Annotated in this window: 13 protein-coding genes; 4 read left to right on the top strand and 9 right to left on the bottom strand. The window is 69.5% G+C overall.

Features of this window, described 5'->3' with window-relative positions; genetic code table 11:
- Positions 1 to 69 precede the first annotated feature (69 nt).
- Positions 70 to 1,812, bottom strand: a complete 1,743-nt coding sequence (leuA, locus tag AC4D2F_RS02650) for a 2-isopropylmalate synthase (RefSeq protein ID WP_104165112.1) — start codon at positions 1,810 to 1,812, stop codon at positions 70 to 72.
- A gap of 228 nt (positions 1,813 to 2,040) precedes the next feature.
- On the opposite strand from leuA, the gene AC4D2F_RS02655 reads away from it, so the two are divergent.
- Positions 2,041 to 3,999 carry a M13 family metallopeptidase gene (locus AC4D2F_RS02655; protein WP_490909395.1) on the top strand — a complete coding sequence of 653 codons (1,959 nt, stop codon included), beginning with the start codon at positions 2,041 to 2,043 and terminating at the stop codon, positions 3,997 to 3,999.
- A 75-nt stretch (positions 4,000 to 4,074) separates the two neighbouring features.
- Here the strand turns inward: AC4D2F_RS02655 and AC4D2F_RS02660 are convergent, their stop codons facing one another.
- From AC4D2F_RS02660 to AC4D2F_RS02680, 5 genes are all read right to left on the bottom strand, one after another.
- Positions 4,075 to 5,637, bottom strand: coding sequence for an LCP family protein (locus tag AC4D2F_RS02660; RefSeq protein ID WP_490909396.1), 1,563 nt, complete (start codon positions 5,635 to 5,637; stop codon positions 4,075 to 4,077).
- 154 nt (positions 5,638 to 5,791) lie between these two features.
- Positions 5,792 to 6,721: a GTPase Era gene (gene era, locus AC4D2F_RS02665; RefSeq protein WP_490909397.1), complete on the bottom strand. Its 930-nt coding sequence runs from the start codon at positions 6,719 to 6,721 to the stop codon at positions 5,792 to 5,794.
- Positions 6,708 to 8,018: a hemolysin family protein gene (locus tag AC4D2F_RS02670; protein WP_490909398.1), complete on the bottom strand. Its 1,311-nt coding sequence runs from the start codon at positions 8,016 to 8,018 to the stop codon at positions 6,708 to 6,710. Before AC4D2F_RS02670 ends, era begins: the two co-directional genes overlap by 14 nt.
- On the bottom strand, positions 8,015 to 8,488 hold the full coding sequence (ybeY, locus tag AC4D2F_RS02675; protein WP_490909399.1) for an rRNA maturation RNase YbeY: 474 nt from the start codon (positions 8,486 to 8,488) through the stop codon (positions 8,015 to 8,017). The genes AC4D2F_RS02670 and ybeY overlap by 4 nt, the downstream gene beginning before the upstream one ends.
- Positions 8,485 to 9,519, bottom strand: coding sequence for a PhoH family protein (locus AC4D2F_RS02680; RefSeq protein WP_104165121.1), 1,035 nt, complete (start codon positions 9,517 to 9,519; stop codon positions 8,485 to 8,487). The genes ybeY and AC4D2F_RS02680 overlap by 4 nt, the downstream gene beginning before the upstream one ends.
- A gap of 456 nt (positions 9,520 to 9,975) precedes the next feature.
- On the opposite strand from AC4D2F_RS02680, the gene AC4D2F_RS02685 reads away from it, so the two are divergent.
- The gene (locus AC4D2F_RS02685; protein ID WP_490909400.1) at positions 9,976 to 10,965 is read left to right on the top strand and encodes a GerMN domain-containing protein; all 990 of its coding nucleotides are present in this window, start codon (positions 9,976 to 9,978) and stop codon (positions 10,963 to 10,965) included.
- 23 nt (positions 10,966 to 10,988) lie between these two features.
- Here AC4D2F_RS02685 and AC4D2F_RS02690 read toward each other — a convergent pair whose 3' ends face one another.
- The 3 genes from AC4D2F_RS02690 to hrcA all read right to left on the bottom strand — a co-directional run bounded on the left by AC4D2F_RS02690 (position 10,989) and on the right by hrcA (position 14,018).
- Positions 10,989 to 11,753, bottom strand: a complete 765-nt coding sequence (locus AC4D2F_RS02690) for a 16S rRNA (uracil(1498)-N(3))-methyltransferase (protein WP_104165125.1) — start codon at positions 11,751 to 11,753, stop codon at positions 10,989 to 10,991.
- A gap of 2 nt (positions 11,754 to 11,755) precedes the next feature.
- Positions 11,756 to 12,886 (bottom strand): molecular chaperone DnaJ, encoded by a 1,131-nt coding sequence (dnaJ, locus tag AC4D2F_RS02695; protein WP_104165127.1) that lies wholly within the window; start codon positions 12,884 to 12,886, stop codon positions 11,756 to 11,758.
- A 118-nt stretch (positions 12,887 to 13,004) separates the two neighbouring features.
- Entirely contained in the window at positions 13,005 to 14,018 is a 1,014-nt protein-coding gene (hrcA, locus tag AC4D2F_RS02700; RefSeq protein WP_104165129.1) for a heat-inducible transcriptional repressor HrcA, read from the bottom strand.
- A 176-nt stretch (positions 14,019 to 14,194) separates the two neighbouring features.
- On the opposite strand from hrcA, the gene AC4D2F_RS02705 reads away from it, so the two are divergent.
- Positions 14,195 to 15,058: a DUF3097 family protein gene (locus AC4D2F_RS02705; RefSeq protein WP_490909401.1), complete on the top strand. Its 864-nt coding sequence runs from the start codon at positions 14,195 to 14,197 to the stop codon at positions 15,056 to 15,058.
- 79 nt (positions 15,059 to 15,137) lie between these two features.
- Complete coding sequence (locus tag AC4D2F_RS02710) at positions 15,138 to 15,554, top strand: DUF4870 domain-containing protein (protein WP_490909402.1); 417 nt, start codon at positions 15,138 to 15,140, stop codon at positions 15,552 to 15,554.
- Positions 15,555 to 15,561 lie beyond the last annotated feature (7 nt).

The following is a 15,561-nucleotide window of genomic DNA, read 5'->3' on the forward strand; positions in this document are numbered from 1 at the left end:
CCACCTGCCACCCCCGCAGGTCCGCTCGGCGCGGGACGGCGGGGGCGGCAGGTCGGGACCGGACGGGGTTCAGGCGGCGTCGCGGATGGCCCGGTTGACCGCCGAGACGACGGCCTTCAGCGCAGCCATCGTGGTGTTCGCGTCGATACCGACGCCCCACAGCACGCGTTCACCGACGGCGCACTCCACGTAGGCGGCGGCACGCGCGTTGCCGCCCGAGGACAGGGCGTGCTCGGTGTAGTCGAGGACACGGACGTCCACGCCGTCCTGGCCGAGGATGGTGAGCAGGGCATCGATGGGACCGTTGCCCTGGGAAGCCTTCCGCTGCTGCACGCCGTCGACCAGGAGCGTCGCGACCAGCTTGAACGAGCCGTCCTCCGCCGTATCCGTGTTGACCGAGGTGAGCTCGTAGTGGCCCCAGGCCTCCGAGCCGCCCTCGGTGCGCGTGGGCAGGTACTCGTCCTGGAACACCGACCACAGCTGCGCACCGCTGACCTCTCCGCCCTGGGTCTCCGTACGGCGCTGGATGACACCGGAGAACTCGATCTGCGCGCGGCGCGGCAGGTCGAGGCTGTGCTCGTTCTTGAGCAGGTAGGCCACCCCGCCCTTGCCCGACTGCGAATTCACCCGGATGACGGCCTCGTAGGACCGGCCGATGTCCTTGGGGTCGATCGGCAGGTACGGGACGGCCCATGGGAGGTCGTCGACACCGACGCCGGCGTCGGCGGCGTCGCGCTCCATGCTCTCGAAGCCCTTCTTGATGGCGTCCTGGTGGGAGCCGGAGAAGGCCGTGAACACGAGGTCGCCGCCGTAGGGGGACCGCTCGGGCACGCTGAGCTGGTTGCAGTACTCGGCGGTGCGCCGGATGCCGTCCATGTCGGAGAAATCGATCTCCGGGTCGATGCCCTGGCTGAACAGGTTCATGCCGAGCGTCACCAGGTCCACATTGCCGGTCCGCTCGCCGTTGCCGAACAGGCACCCCTCGATGCGGTCGGCGCCGGCCAGGTACCCGAGTTCCGCCGCGGCCACCCCGGTGCCGCGGTCGTTGTGGGGATGCAGCGACAGGATGATGCTGTCCCGGTCCGTGAGGTTGCGGCTCATCCATTCGATGGAGTCCGCGTACACGTTCGGCGTCGCCATCTCCACGGTGGCGGGCAGGTTCAGGATCACCTGCCGGTCGGCGGAGGCCTCGAACACCGCTGAGACCTCGTTGCTGATGCGTGCGGCGAACTCGAGCTCGGTCCCCGTGAAGGATTCCGGGGAGTACTCGTAGGTGATCGCCGTGCTGCCCATGTTCTCCTCGAACTTGCGGCACAGCCGGGCGCCCTGGAGGGCGAGGTCGATGATGCCGTCCTGGTCCTGGTTGAACACCACGCGCCGCTGCAGCACCGACGTGGAGTTGTAGAGGTGCACGATCGCACGGTCCGCCCCCTCGAGGGACGCGTAGGTCCGCTCGATCAGGTGTTCGCGCGACTGCGTCAGGACCTGGATGGTGACGTCGTCGGGGATGCGGTCCCCCTCGACGAGCTGGCGGACGAAGTCGAAATCGGTCTGCGACGCCGACGGGAAGCCGACCTCGATCTCCTTGAAGCCCATCCGGACGAGCAGATCGAACATCTTGTGCTTGCGTTCGGGGTTCATCGGGTCGATCAGGGCCTGGTTCCCGTCGCGGAGGTCGACGGCACACCAGCGGGGCGCCTTCGTGATCACGCGGTCCGGCCAGGTGCGGTCGGGCAGTTCAACGGTGATCTGGTCCTGGAAGGGGCGGTACTTGCCGAACGGCATACCGGAGGTCTTCTGTGCGTTTCGCATGGGGAAATCGGCCCTGTCTATGGGAACTGAGTGTGCCGGCGGCCGGGCAACGCGAACACCGCGGCGAGGGGTGGCCAGTGGCTCTGAGTCCTAGTTGGCCTCGCCGCGGCACCGAAGAAAAGTTCTCTGTGCACGCACAGTGCCACGATAGCACGGCACATAGGATGGCTCCCGGGGGCGCTCGGACGAGTGCCGGCCCGCCGCACCACGAGGAATCAGGAAGCCATCATGACGATCAGCACCTTCCATCCGGCCACTCTCGACACCACCATCCGGCCCCAGGACGACCTCTTCCGGCACGCGAACGGCGTGTGGCTGAAGGACACGGTCATCCCCGACGACCGACCGCTCACGGGCTCGTTCACCGCCCTGCGCGATGCCTCGGAGCTCGCCGTCCGGACCATCATCGAGGAGGCCGCGGCGCAGGCGGCGGACGGTTCCACGGAGGGGCTGGACGCGAAGATCGGCACCCTGTACGCGGACTTCATGGACACGGCGCGCATCGAGGCCGAGGGTACCGCGCCGATCGTGCCCCTGCTCGAACGCATCCGGGCGGCGGCCACGGTCGAGGACCTCGTCGACCTCAGCGCCGGCCTCACCCGCTCCGGCGTCCAGGGCTTCGTGGCGCCGTACGTGAGCAACGACGCCGGCAATCCCGAGCGCTACCTGCTGCACCTGTACCAGTCGGGCCTCGGCCTGCCCGATGAGTCCTACTACCGCGAGGAGGGTTTCGCCGAGACCCGCGACAGGTACCGGGAGCTCCTCGCGCAGCTCTTCGAACTCGGCGGGACCACTGATCCGGCCGGCGCCGCGGCCCGCGTGCTCGCGCTCGAGACGCGCCTCGCGGCGTCGTCGATGGGGTCCGTGGAGCGGAGGGACCCGCAGAAGACGTACAACCTGGTGCAGCACGACGCCGTCGCCGGGCTGTCGGACCATCTCCTCCCGTGGCTGCGCATCATCACCGACACGTCGGACCAGGCTGCGGAGCTCGTGGTGAACCAGCCGGAGTTCGTGCGCGGACTCGACGCCGCGCTGCGCTCCGAGGACCTCGGCACCTGGCGCGAGTGGCTCCAGAGCCGCGTCCTGCTGCACGCGGCCGACTACCTCGACGAGCGGTTCGTAGATGCCGCCTTCGCGTTCTACGGCACGCACCTCGCAGGGACTCCCCGCATCAAGGACCGCTGGAAGCGTGGCGTCGCCCTGGTCGAGGGTGCGGTCGGCGAGGCGATCGGGCAGCGGTACGTCGAACGGCATTTCCCGGCGACACACAAGGCCGCCATGCTCGAACTGGTCGGCAACCTCATCGCCGCCTACGAAGCGAGCATCACGTCCCTGGCGTGGATGACGGACGAGACGCGGGAGCGCGCCCTCGAGAAGCTCTCGCAGTTCACCACGAAGATCGGCTACCCGGAGACGTGGATCGACTACGGCCCGCTCGAGGTGCAGGCATCCGACCTCCACGGCAACGTGCTCCGCGCCGCCGAGTTCGAGCACCGTCGGCAGCTCGACAAGCTGGGCGGACCGATCGACCGCGGCACCTGGCTTATGACACCGCAGACCGTCAACGCCTACTACATGCCCACCATGAACGAGATCGTCTTCCCGGCGGCCATCCTCCAGCCCCCGTTCTTCGACATCGAGGCCGACGACGCCGTCAACTACGGAGCGATCGGTGCGGTCATCGGCCACGAGATCGGCCACGGCTTCGATGACAAAGGGTCCCAGTTCGACGGCACCGGGCGCCTGCGCAACTGGTGGAGCGAGGCGGACAGGACCGCGTTCGACGCCCTGACCGGGCGGCTCGTCGCCCAGTACGCGGCGCTCGAACCGTCCGAGGTCGCGGGACAGAGCGTCAACGGCGAACTCACCCTGGGCGAGAACATCGGCGACCTCGGCGGGCTCGGCATCAGCTACCGCGCGTACCTGCTGAGCCTCGGGGGTGCTCAGGCGCCGGAGATCGACGGACTGACCGGGACCCAGCGCTTCTTCCTCTCCTGGGCCACGTGCTGGCAGCAGAAGATCCGGCCGGAGGAGGCGAAGCGCCGCCTGACCGTGGATCCGCACTCCCCCAACGAATTCCGCTGCAACCAGGTGGTCCGGAACCTGGACGAGTTCCACGCGGCCTTCGGCCTCGGAGCGGAGGACCGGCTGTGGCTGGAGCCCGAGGACCGCGTGCGGATCTGGTAGGCCGCACCGCAGGGAACCGACCGGCCCCCGTGTCCCCCGGACGCGGGGGCCGGCCTGCGTCCCGGGGAGCCTTCCCTACAGGCCCGACGAGGACTGGCAGGTGACCTCGTCCGCGGTCTGTCCCTCCAGCGCGCTGCCGAGCGGCGGCACGACGACCCTGGAGCCCGTCGCCAGGTCCGCACCGACGAGCAGTTGGACCCCGGCCGCCGACTCGTCGAGGGTGACCTGGCTCTGCGGCACGCCGAACCGGGCGGCGAGATCCGCCGCGGCCGCCTCGTAGCCCGAGCTGAAATAGACCTGCGACAACTCCGCCGGCACGGACGGGTAGGGTGCGGCCTGCGTGTACCCGGCCGCGACGAGGATCTTCTGCACCTCGGCCGCCCGCTCCGGGTCCGAGGTGGCGTTCACGACGAGGACCGGGACCGACCCCGGATCGACCACCGGGGCCTCCGGGGTGGCGGGGGCCTGCGTGGTGGGTGCCTGCGTCGCGGGAGCGGTCGGCGTGGCCGAGGGTTCCGGTTCGTCCTCGGTGAGGCCCCGGTCCTCGCGCAGCGCGTCGAAGAGCGGCGCGGCCGCCTCCTCGTCGAGCACGAGGCGGTTGGGATCCTCGACCCACTGCTCGGTGGGGACCGTCACGAAGGCGATGTTGCCGAGGTCGACGTCCTTCATGCGGTCGGCGATCTTCAGCAGTTCCACGGGCCTGGACAGGCCCTCGTCCACCGTGAGGTTGCGTGTGACGGTGTCGGCGATCGCATAGAGACGGGGCAGATTGGTCAAGGTGCCTTCGGCGCGCACCTTGCGGGCCATGGAGGCCATGAAGGACTGCTGCGCCGCGATGCGCCCCGTGTCGCCCCCGTCGCCGAAACTGTGGCGCGTCCGCAGGAAGGCCAGGGCCTGGTCCCCCTCCACCTCACTGGTCCCTGCGGGCAGGGTCAGACCGGAGTACTCGTCGTCCACGGGTTCCTCGACACAGACCTCGACGCCGCCGAGGGTGGAGGACAGCTCCTTGACCGCATCGAAATCCGCCATCATGAAGTGGTCGATCGAGAGTCCGGTCAGATTGTTGATCGCAGCGACGGTGCATCCGGGACCGCCCTCGCCGAGCGCGCCGTTCAGCTGGCCGAGATCCATCGCCGGGGAGGCCTCCCCCGTCTCGGGGTTCACGCAGCTGGGCAGGGGCACCAGCAGATCACGGGGGAACGAGACGACGGCGACGTCCTCCCGGTCGGCGGAGAGCGTCAGCAGCATCATGACGTCCGAATTGCCCTCCCCGGCCGAGTCGTCCTCGCTGCCGAAGAACTTCCCCGAGTTGCCCGTCCGCGTGTCCGTGCCGAGGATGAGGATCTGGACGGGGTCAGTACTGGAGTCGACGGGAAGCGCCGATTCCCCGTTCTGCCCCAGGTTGAGCGGGGAGGTGGCGACGTTCGACTGCAGGCGGAACACCTGGACCGCGACGAACACCACGGCGGCGAGGAGCACGGATGCCATCACCATGGCCCCGACGGCCAGCCCGCGGTGCCGCCTCCCGCGGCCCAGGTGCCGCCCGGCCGGGGCCGTGTCGACGGACGCATCACCCGGGACCGCCGCGGGGGCGTCGCCGGCGCTCTGCGCGCCATCGCTGGATGGTCGGCGGGTCATGCCGGGGCTCCTTCGGGTGCTTGGTCGGACGTACGGGACGGCGGCCGGACGGCGCACCGGTGCACGGTGGCAGGTGAGAAAGTCGGTCGGCCGGATGGGCCTGCAGGCGGCGTGTCCCGGCGGTCCAACGAGCGGTGCCGGGAAGTAGTGCCCGCTAGAACCCTAGCTTGACGAGCTGCTTGGGGTCGCGTTGCCAGTCCTTGGCCACCTTGACGTGGAGGTCCAGGTAGATCCTCGTCCCCAGCAGGGCCTCGATGCCCCGGCGCGCGTTCGTCCCCACCTCACGGAGCCGTGCGCCACCCTTGCCGATGATGATGGCCTTCTGCGACGGACGTTCCACGTACAGGTTGACGTGGACATCGAGCATCGGATCGTCGTCCCTGCGCCCCTCCCTCGGGATCATCTCCTCCACCACGACGGCGAGGGAATGCGGGAGTTCGTCGCGGACGCCCTCCAGGGCGGCCTCGCGGACCAGTTCGGCCACCATGACGGCTTCCGGTTCATCCGTCAGCTGCCCGTCCGGGTACAGGACGGGGGATTCGGGCATGTGCCTGCTGAAGACCTCGGCGACGGTGGCCACCTGGAATCCGTCGGCGGCGGAGACGGGAACGATGTCGGCCCACCCGTCGGCACCCGCCACCTCGGTGCCGAGCTTCGCGACGGCGAGGAGCTGTTCCGTGAGGGCCTGCCGGTCCACGAGATCCGTCTTGGTGACCACCGCGATCAGGGGCTTGCGGTTCAACCGGGCCAGCTGCTCGGCGATGAAGCGGTCGCCGGGACCGATCTTCTCGTTGGCGGGAAGGCAGAAGCCCACGGCGTCCACCTCGGAGAGGGTGTCGGCGACGAGGTCGTTGAGCCGCTGGCCCAGCAGCGTGCGGGGGCGGTGGAGTCCGGGGGTGTCGACGAGGACGATCTGCGAGTCCTCGCGGTTCACGATCCCCCGGATGGTGTGGCGGGTGGTCTGCGGCTTGGCCGAGGTGATGGCGACCTTCTGCCCCACGAGGGCGTTCGTGAGGGTCGACTTGCCTGCGTTCGGCCGTCCGACGAGCGAGACGAATCCGGCCCTGTGCTTAGCGTCGCTCATTGTCAGCCTCTATCGTCTCTCGTTCGTCGTGCGCTGCGTGCTCGGGCGGCAGGCGGTAGGTGATCACGTGGGAGACCCTGTTACGGCGCCCCTCCACGCGTTCGGCCCGCAGCCCGATACCGTCAATTGTGACCTCTGATCCGACGATCGGCACCCTGCCCAGGGTCTTGGCCAGCAGGCCGCCGACCGTGTCCACCTCTTCATCGTCCAGGTCGATCCCGAAGAGCTCACCGAGGTCGTCGATCCCCATGCGGGCGCTGACCCGGTACTCGCCGCCGTCGAGCTGTTCCTGCTCCGGCACCTCGGAGTCGTACTCGTCCACGATCTCGCCGACGATCTCCTCGATGAGGTCCTCGAGCGTGACCAGACCGGCCGTGCCGCCGTACTCGTCGATGACGATGGCCACGTGGGTGGACTCGCGCTGCAGTTCGCGCAGCAGGTCGCCGACCGGCTTGGACTCCGGGACGTAGCGCGCGGGTCGGCAGTCGGCGTCGACGGGACGGGAGAGGTTCGACGCGGGCCGTCCGTGGAGGTTCGCCACGACGTCCTTCAGGTACAGCAGCCCCCGGATGTCGTCCGAGCTCTCTCCGATGACGGGGATCCGGGAGTAGCCCGAGCGGAGGAAGAGGGACATGGCCTGGCTCAGCGTCGATCCGGACTCGATGGTGACCATGTCGGTGCGCGGGACCATGACCGAGCGGACCTTGGTGTCGCCGAGTTCGAACACCGAGTGGATCAGCTCCGCCTCGTTGTCCTCGATCATCTCGGCGTCGGACGCACGGGAGAGGAGTTCCCTGAACTCCTCCTGCGTGAAGAACGCGGCTTCGTCGCGGGCTGCGCCCGGTGTGATCGAGCTGCCGATGCGCACGAGCCACCGGGGAATCGGGCCGAGGATCACGCACAGGAAGGACACGAGCCCGGCCGTCAGGCGGACGACGGCCGGCGCGTGGGTGCGCCCCAGCTGACGGGGTGACACACCGACGATCACGAAACCGATGGCGGCCATCACAGCGGTGGCGAGGAGTCCCGCCAGCCAGATGCTGTCGAGCAGGTCGTGGAAGAGGATCGCGACGGCGACGGCACCGGCCATCTCGAACCACACCCGCCAGAACCGGAGGGCGTGCATGTGGGCGACGGGCGCGTCGAGGATGCGGCTGATCGACCCCCTCCGGGACTCCTGCACGAGGGCCTCGCCCTCCTGGCGCGGCAGGTAGCTGAAGGCCGCCTCGGCGGCCGTGACGAGGGCAGCCGTGAGCGCGAAGAGCAACCCCATCAGTGCGAGTAGCCAGATGGTCAAGCGCGCGTCTCCTGAGGGGCGTTACCGCCGAGGAAATCGGACAGGAGCTGGCGCTGCAGACCGAACATCTCCTTCTCCTCCTCGGGTTCCGCGTGGTCGTAACCGAGGAGGTGGAGGACCCCGTGGGTCGTCAGCAGCAGCAGCTCCTCATTCGTGCTGTGCCCTGCAGCGGCGCCCTGCGACGCCGCGACCTCCGGGCACAGGACGATGTCACCGAGGAGCCCGGCCGGCGTCACCCGGCCCGGCGTACCCGGTCGCAACTCGTCCATGGGGAAGGAGAGCACGTCGGTGGGTCCGGGCTCGTCCATCCACTCGACGTGCAGCTTCTCCATCGCGGCGACGTCCACGAGGATGACCGACAGCTCCGCCTCGGGGTGGACGAAGAGCGATTCGAGCAGGAAGTTCGCCAGGCGGACGAGGGACGCTTCGTCGACGTCGTGCCCGGACTCGTTGTTGACCTCGACGCTCATCGGACGGCCGCCGGCCGGCCGGTGTGCGCCTGGGCGGCGCGCTGGGTCTCGTCCCAGGTGCCGTAGGCGCTGACGATGTCCCCGACGAGCCGGTGCCGGACGACGTCGGAGGCGTCGAGCTCGCTGAAGTACACGTCGTCGACGTCGCGGAGGATCTCGCTGACGACGCGCAGGCCCGAGCTCGTGCCGCTGGGCAGGTCGACCTGGGTGATGTCGCCCGTCACCACCATCTTCGAACCGAAGCCGAGGCGCGTGAGGAACATCTTCATCTGTTCCGGGGTGGTGTTCTGGGCCTCGTCCAGGATGATGAACGCGTCATTGAGCGTCCGGCCACGCATGTAGGCGAGCGGGGCCACCTCGATGGTGCCGGCCGCCATCAGGCGCGGGATGGAGTCGGGGTCCATCATGTCGTGCAGCGCGTCGTACAGGGGGCGCAGGTACGGGTCGATCTTGTCGTTGAGGGTTCCCGGCAGGAATCCGAGACGCTCCCCCGCCTCGACGGCCGGCCGGGTCAGGATGATCCGGTTCACTTCCTTGTGCTGCAGCGCCTGCACGGCCTTGGCCATCGCCAGGTAGGTCTTGCCGGTACCTGCCGGACCGATGCCGAACACGATGGTGTTGCGGTCGATCGCGTCGACGTAGGTGCTCTGGTTGAGGGTCTTCGGGCGGATCGTCCTGCCGCGCGAGGAGAGGATGTTGACGGACAGCACCTCCGCCGGGCGGGCAGCGCTCTGCGTCTTCAGCATGCTGACCAGCTGCTCCAGGACCTGGGGCGAGACCGGCGCGTTGTTGGCCGCCATGGAACGGACCTCCGCGACGAGCCGCTCGGTCCGCAGCACGTCGGCCGAGGGACCGGTGATGGTCAGCTCGTTGCCGCGGGCATGGAGACCGACGCCGGGGAAGGAGTCCTCGATCAGCCGCAGCGCCTCGTCGTTGGATCCCAGCGCCTGCACCATCTGCTCCGTCGAGTCGAAGAGGAACACCCTGGTGTCGAGTCCTGCCGCGTTGATGCCTGTTGAAGTTTCGCTCATACCTCGGCCGTCCGGCCTTCGATCGCCCCTCATCCGAATTGTCGTACTGGTGTCGTACGGGTGGTTCCGTCCCGTGTCCGCCCATGAGGCAGGGATGCCAATGATACGCCACCCCGCCTGTCCCGGTCCTTCCGTCAACATGTCCCGTGCGCTCCCCATTCCCCGGGAGGGGCCGGAATGCAAGCCGTTTCTCGGGCTGTCCCTCGGCCGCCCGTCGGTCCCGGAATTCATAGCGAATAGGCCACGGCTTCGTATCGATCAGGTTTCAGTCATCCCCAGTGTCGGTATTCGACCCGGCACCGCTGCCGCCCTGTGCCAAGCTGAAACAGGTCCACCCTGAGCAGTCCGCCACCGCCCGCGCCAGGGTCGGAGCCGCCGGAGCACACCCCGGGACCACACCACCTGTTGCCGGGAACCACCGATCGTCCCGCGCGCATTCGACGGAAGGAGGCAAGCATGAACCACCAGGACCCGCTGAGGAAGAACCGGCTGGGGCTCGGCGGCATCCTCCTGGCCTCCGGTGCCGTGCTGCTGGGGACCGGCGCCTTCCTCCTCCCCGATCTGGGGCTGCCGTCGAGCAATGCGCAGATGGCTCCCCTTCCCGATCCCCGCGCGACGACGACGGACGAGCGCGCCGCCACCGATCCACCCGATGAGGCCTCGGGGCGGGGCCCCACCGAGGGCCCGTCGGACACCGCCCGACCGCTCGTGCCCGTCTACTGGCTCGGCGCCGACGACGGCGCCGAGCGGCTCTTCCGCGAGTACCTGGCCGCGCCGGAGGATTCAGCCGGCGATCCGATCGCGGATGCCGTCCGGCTGATGACCTCGGCGCAGCCCCTCGATCCCGACTACCACTCGTCCTGGCGGGCGGCTTCGAACGTCAGCTCATCCGTCTCGACGAAGAACGTCATCACCCTCGACATCTCCTCCGACGCCTTCCCGCGGCGCCTCGACGAGGAGCAGGGGCGGCTGGCACTGCAGCAGCTCGTGTACACGGCCACTGCGGCGGCCTCGGACGCGGGGCTGATCGCGGGCGGCGAGGCGAGCTCGGTCGTCGTGCTGGTCGACGGCGCGGCGGATCACCGTGCCTTCGGGTCCATCGACCTGGGCGGGGAATGGACCCGGGATACCGCGACCCTCGCGCCACTGTGGATCATCGATCCGCAGGAGGGTGTGCAGGTCGACTCCGGGAGCCTGACCATCCACGGGATCGGCCCGGCCTCGGAGGACGAACTGGCCTGGCGGATCGACCGAAGCGTCGACGGATCGGCGGAGGGTGGCACGGAACTCTTCCGGGACGGTTCCGTCGACATCACCCCCCAGGACGGCGCCCCGGGTGCCTACTCGTTCCCGGTGACCCTGCCACCGGGGCGGTACGAGATCACCGTCTCGGTTTCCTCGGACGACGGGGAGTCGGCGGACTCGAAGACCGTCGTCGTCGACTAGCGGACGGACTCGCGCGACGCGGACTACCAGCGCCCGAGCAGGTGGTTCAACAGCACCAGGGCCGCAGGGCCGGCCGTCGAGGAGCGCAGCACGTGCGGGCCCAGGCGCGCAGCATCGGCTCCGGCGGCGCGCAGCTTCCCCAGTTCCGCCTCACTGATCCCACCCTCCGGTCCGACGACGACGGCCGTCGAGGTCCCGTGCGACGGCCCGCCCGCGAGCAGCGCGGACACCTGGTCGGCGAGCGGGAGGTCGGCGTCCTCGTGGAGGACGATCATGCGGTCGACGGTCTCCGCCCACGCGGCCAGCCGCGACGTGTCCATCACGGCATGGACCTCGGGCACGAACGAGCGCCGCGACTGTTTCGATGCCGCCGACACGAGCGACACCCACTTCTGCCGGCCCTTCTCGGCCTTGTCGCCGCGCCAGCGCACGATGCTCCGCTCGGCATGCCAGGGCACGACGGCGTCGATCCCGAGTTCGGTCGCCGCCTCCACGGCCTGCTCGTCGCGTCCGCCCTTGGCGAGGGCCTGGACGAGGATCAGCCGGTGCCGCGGTGCGGGCTCCTGGCCGGCCGTCTCCACGGCGACCTCGACGGTCCCGCTCCCGACGGCCGTGATGACGCCGCCGATCCGGAAACCGGCACCGTCGGAGACATCGAGGTGCTCGCCCGCGCCGAGGCGGCGGACGGTCGCAGCGTGCCGCCCCTCGTCCCCGCCGAGCACGAAGACACTGCCGGGGGTCGCCGCACGGACCGCCTCACCCGGTCCGAAGAACAGGGGACGCGTCATGGTCAGCGGTTCCCGAGCCGCTCCCGCAGGCGGGCGAAGACACCGGAGCCGCTGCTGGCCAGCTGGCCGTCGGTGTACTCCTCGTTGCGCAGCTCGGCCAGCTTGCGCAGGAGCTCCTCCTGCTGCGGGTCCACGTTGCGCGGGGTCTCGACGTTGAGGTGGACCCGCAGGTCACCCCTGCCCTGGCTCCGCAGGTGCGTGACGCCGAGTCCCCGCAGGGTCAGGATCTCGCCGGGCTGCGTGCCGGGCTTGATATCGAGCTCCTGGTCGCCGTCGTAGGTGTCCAGGTGCACCGTGGTGCCGAGCGCCGCCGCCGTCATGGGGACGCTCAGTGTCACGTGCAGGTCGTCGCCGTCGCGCAGGAAGGTGGAGTCGGTGGCGACCCGGATCTCGACGTACAGATCGCCCTGCGGTCCGCCGGCCGTCCCGGCCTCGCCCTGGCCGGCCAGCTGGATGCGCGTGCCGGTGCTGACGCCCGCGGGGACCTTGATGGTCAGGGTGCGGCGGGCGCGGACGCGGCCCTCGCCGCTGCACTCGTGGCAGGGGCTGGGGATGACGGTGCCGAAGCCCTGGCAGGTGCCGCAGGGGGCGCTCGTCATGACCTGGCCGAGGATCGAGCGGACGGCCCGCTGGACCTGGCCCGACCCGCCGCAGATGTCACAGGTGCGGGGTGAGGTGCCGGGCTGGCAGCAGCTGCCGTCGCAGGTGGGACACGTCTCCGCGGTGTCCACCTCGATCTTCTTGTTGGTGCCGAAGACGGCGTCCTTCAGATCGATGCGCACGTTGATGAGCGCGTCCTGTCCCCGACGCGTCCGCGAGGGGGCGCCGGCCTGCTGGCCACCGCCGCCGAAGAAGGTCTCGAAGATGTCCTGGAAGGCGAAGCCCGAGCCCGAGTACCCGGCGCCGTAGCCGCTGTCCGTCCCGTTCTCGTTGCCGGTGGTGTCGTAGACCCGCCGCTTCTGGGGGTCGGACAGCACCTCGTAGGCGTGGCTGACGCGCTTGAACTCCTCCGACGCGTCCGGACCCGGGTTCACGTCGGGGTGGAGCTTCCGGGCGAGCTTGCGGTACGCCTTCTTGATTTCCTCCCCGGTTGCACCCTGCGCTACACCGAGGACCTCATAGTGATTACTCACTCGTACACATCACTTCCTGTTGAACGTTCTGTCATCTGCTCGCCGGCTGTGCCGGCGGAAAGGCCGTGGTCGGCCGTGGGCGGCCGTCGACTACCCAGAACCGCTGCCCGCTCCCGTGTTATTCCTCGAGGATCCTCGAGAGGTAGCGGGCGACGGCGCGCACCGCCGCCATCGTCGTCGGGTAGTCCATGCGGGTGGGGCCGAGGATCCCGAGCTTCGCTCCGGCATCCGGTCCGTACCCTGTCGCCACCACGGAGGCCTCCGACAACCCTCCGTAGGGGTTCTCGCTCCCGATCCGCACCGAGATGCCGCGCGCGTCGTATTCCATCTCCGACAGCAGCCTCAGCATGACCACCTGCTCCTCGAGAGCCTCCAGGACGGGGCCGATGCTCAGCGGGAAGTCCCCGGTGGAGCGGGCCAGGTTGGCCGTCCCGGCCAGCAGGATGCGATCGTCCCGTCCGAGCCCGGCGAGCTGTTCGAGTGCCCTGACGATCGTACCCCCGTGGGCACGGAGGCCTGGAGGGAACTGCGAGAGGGCGAGGCCGAGCTCACCCGGGAGCGCCGCGAGCTTCACGCCCGACACGGCGGACAGGATGCGCTGCTTGAGCTCGGCGAGCTCGGACTCCTCGATGTCCGCGTGGGTCCGTACGATGCGCTGCTGCACGGTGCCGTTCGTCGCGATCAGGACGACGAGGATCTGCTGCGGGGCCAACAGCACGCATTCGATGTGCCGCACGGACGCCCCGCCGACGCGGGGGAACTGGACGACGGCCACCTGGTGGGTGATCTGCGCGAGCAGCCTCACCGTGCGGTCCATGACGTCGTCGAGGTCCTCCGCACCCTCGAGGAGGGTCTGGATGGCCTTCTTCTCCGGCGCGGACAACGGCTTGACCTCGGAGATGCGGTCCACGAACAGGCGGTAGCCCTTGTCGGTGGGGATGCGTCCCGAGCTGGTGTGCGGCGCGGTGATCAGGCCCTCCTCCTCGAGGACGGCCATGTCGTTGCGGATGGTGGCCGAGGAGACGCCGAGCCGGTGGCGGTCCACCAGGGCCTTGGACCCGACGGGCTCCCGGGAGTGGACGTAGTCCTCGACGATGGCCCGGAGCACCTCCAGGCGTCGCGGTTCACTCATTCCTGTGTCACCTCCGGCTCCGTTCCTCCCCTGGGCTCGCGTGGCAGGCGGGTACCCCCACGGTTAGCACTCGACACGCCCAAGTGCCAAGTCTAGTACGTCCGCTTCGATTGTTAGCATTGGGATCCCGGGCTGCGGCAGACCGTCGGAGCCCCCGTGGGAAGGACACACCCGGGATGGACTACAGCTGGGGAGCCCGCGACCTAGCGGCCCCGAAGCGGGTGGAACTCGCCGATGTCCCTGTGGAGAAGGACATGGTCCTCGAGGACGTCCAGAGCGGATTCGTGGGCGCGGTGGTCCGCGTCGAGAAGTCCGGCGGTCTCCACGTGATGGTGCTCGAGGACCGGCGCGGCAAGACGCGCACGTTCCGGCTCGGCCACGGCTTCCTCCTCGACGGACGCCCGGTCCACGTCGTCGCTCCCGTCCCGGGCGCCGCCCGCACCGCCGCCCGCACCGCCAACCGCACCGCCTCCGGCTCCGTGCGGGTGGAGAACGCGAGGGCCAGGACCGCCCGCGCGAGCAGGATCTGGGTGGAGGGCCAGCACGATGCCGAGCTCGTCGAGAAGGTGTGGGGCGACGACCTGCGCCTGGAGGGGATCGTCGTCGAGCCGCTGCACGGCGTGGACGACCTGGAAGGCGCCATCCGCGCCTTCGGCCCCGGTCCGCAGCGCAGGCTCGGCATCCTCGTCGACCACCTGCTCCCGGGCACCAAGGAATCCCGGATCGCGCAGCAGGCGATGACCGCTCCCGGGGCCCGCGGCAACGTGCTGATCGTCGGCCACCCGTACGTGGACGTCTGGCAGGCCGTGAAGCCGACGGCGCTGGGCCTGGCGGCCTGGCCCGTGGTCCCCCGCGGCCAGGACTGGAAGACGGGCATCCTGGCCGGTCTCGGCTGGCCCCACCACGACCAGGCCGCCGTGGCCAACGGATGGAAACGCATCCTCGGCCGGGTCAGCACCTACGCGGATCTGGAGCCTTCCCTGCTGGGCCGGGTCGAGGAAGTGATCGACTTCCTCACCGCGGCTCCGGGCGGTTCCTGAGCCGGGCGGTCCCGGCCACCACGTATCCTTGGATCACACTCCGGGGGAAGTTCTTCGACAGCCAGCAAAGGAATCCACGTTGTCCAATACCGCCGACCGCCAGCACCACGGACGGAGCGAGTCGCAGCCCGCATTCGAAGGCACTCCGGCGAACGCCCTTCCCCTGACGGCGTCGGAGGATCGCCAGTTCGCGACCCTGGCCCACTTCGGAGGGATCCTCGGATTCATCCCCTCCCTGCTGATCTTCCTCATCTTCAAGGATCGCGGCCCGTTCACGGCCCAGGAGTCGAAGGAGGCGCTGAACTTCACGCTCCCTCCCACGATCCTCGCGCTGGTTACCTGGCTGCTCTCCCTGGTGCCGGTCGTCGGCGGGGTGTTCGCCGTCGCCAACGCCCTCATCTGGCTGACGATCACCATCTTCTCGGTGAACGCCGGCATCCAGGTGAACCGCGGCCGGCCCTACCGCTACCCCCTGAACCTGCGCCTCATCCGCTGAACCACCG

This window comes from Arthrobacter sp. TJ-263 (genome assembly GCF_058269155.1).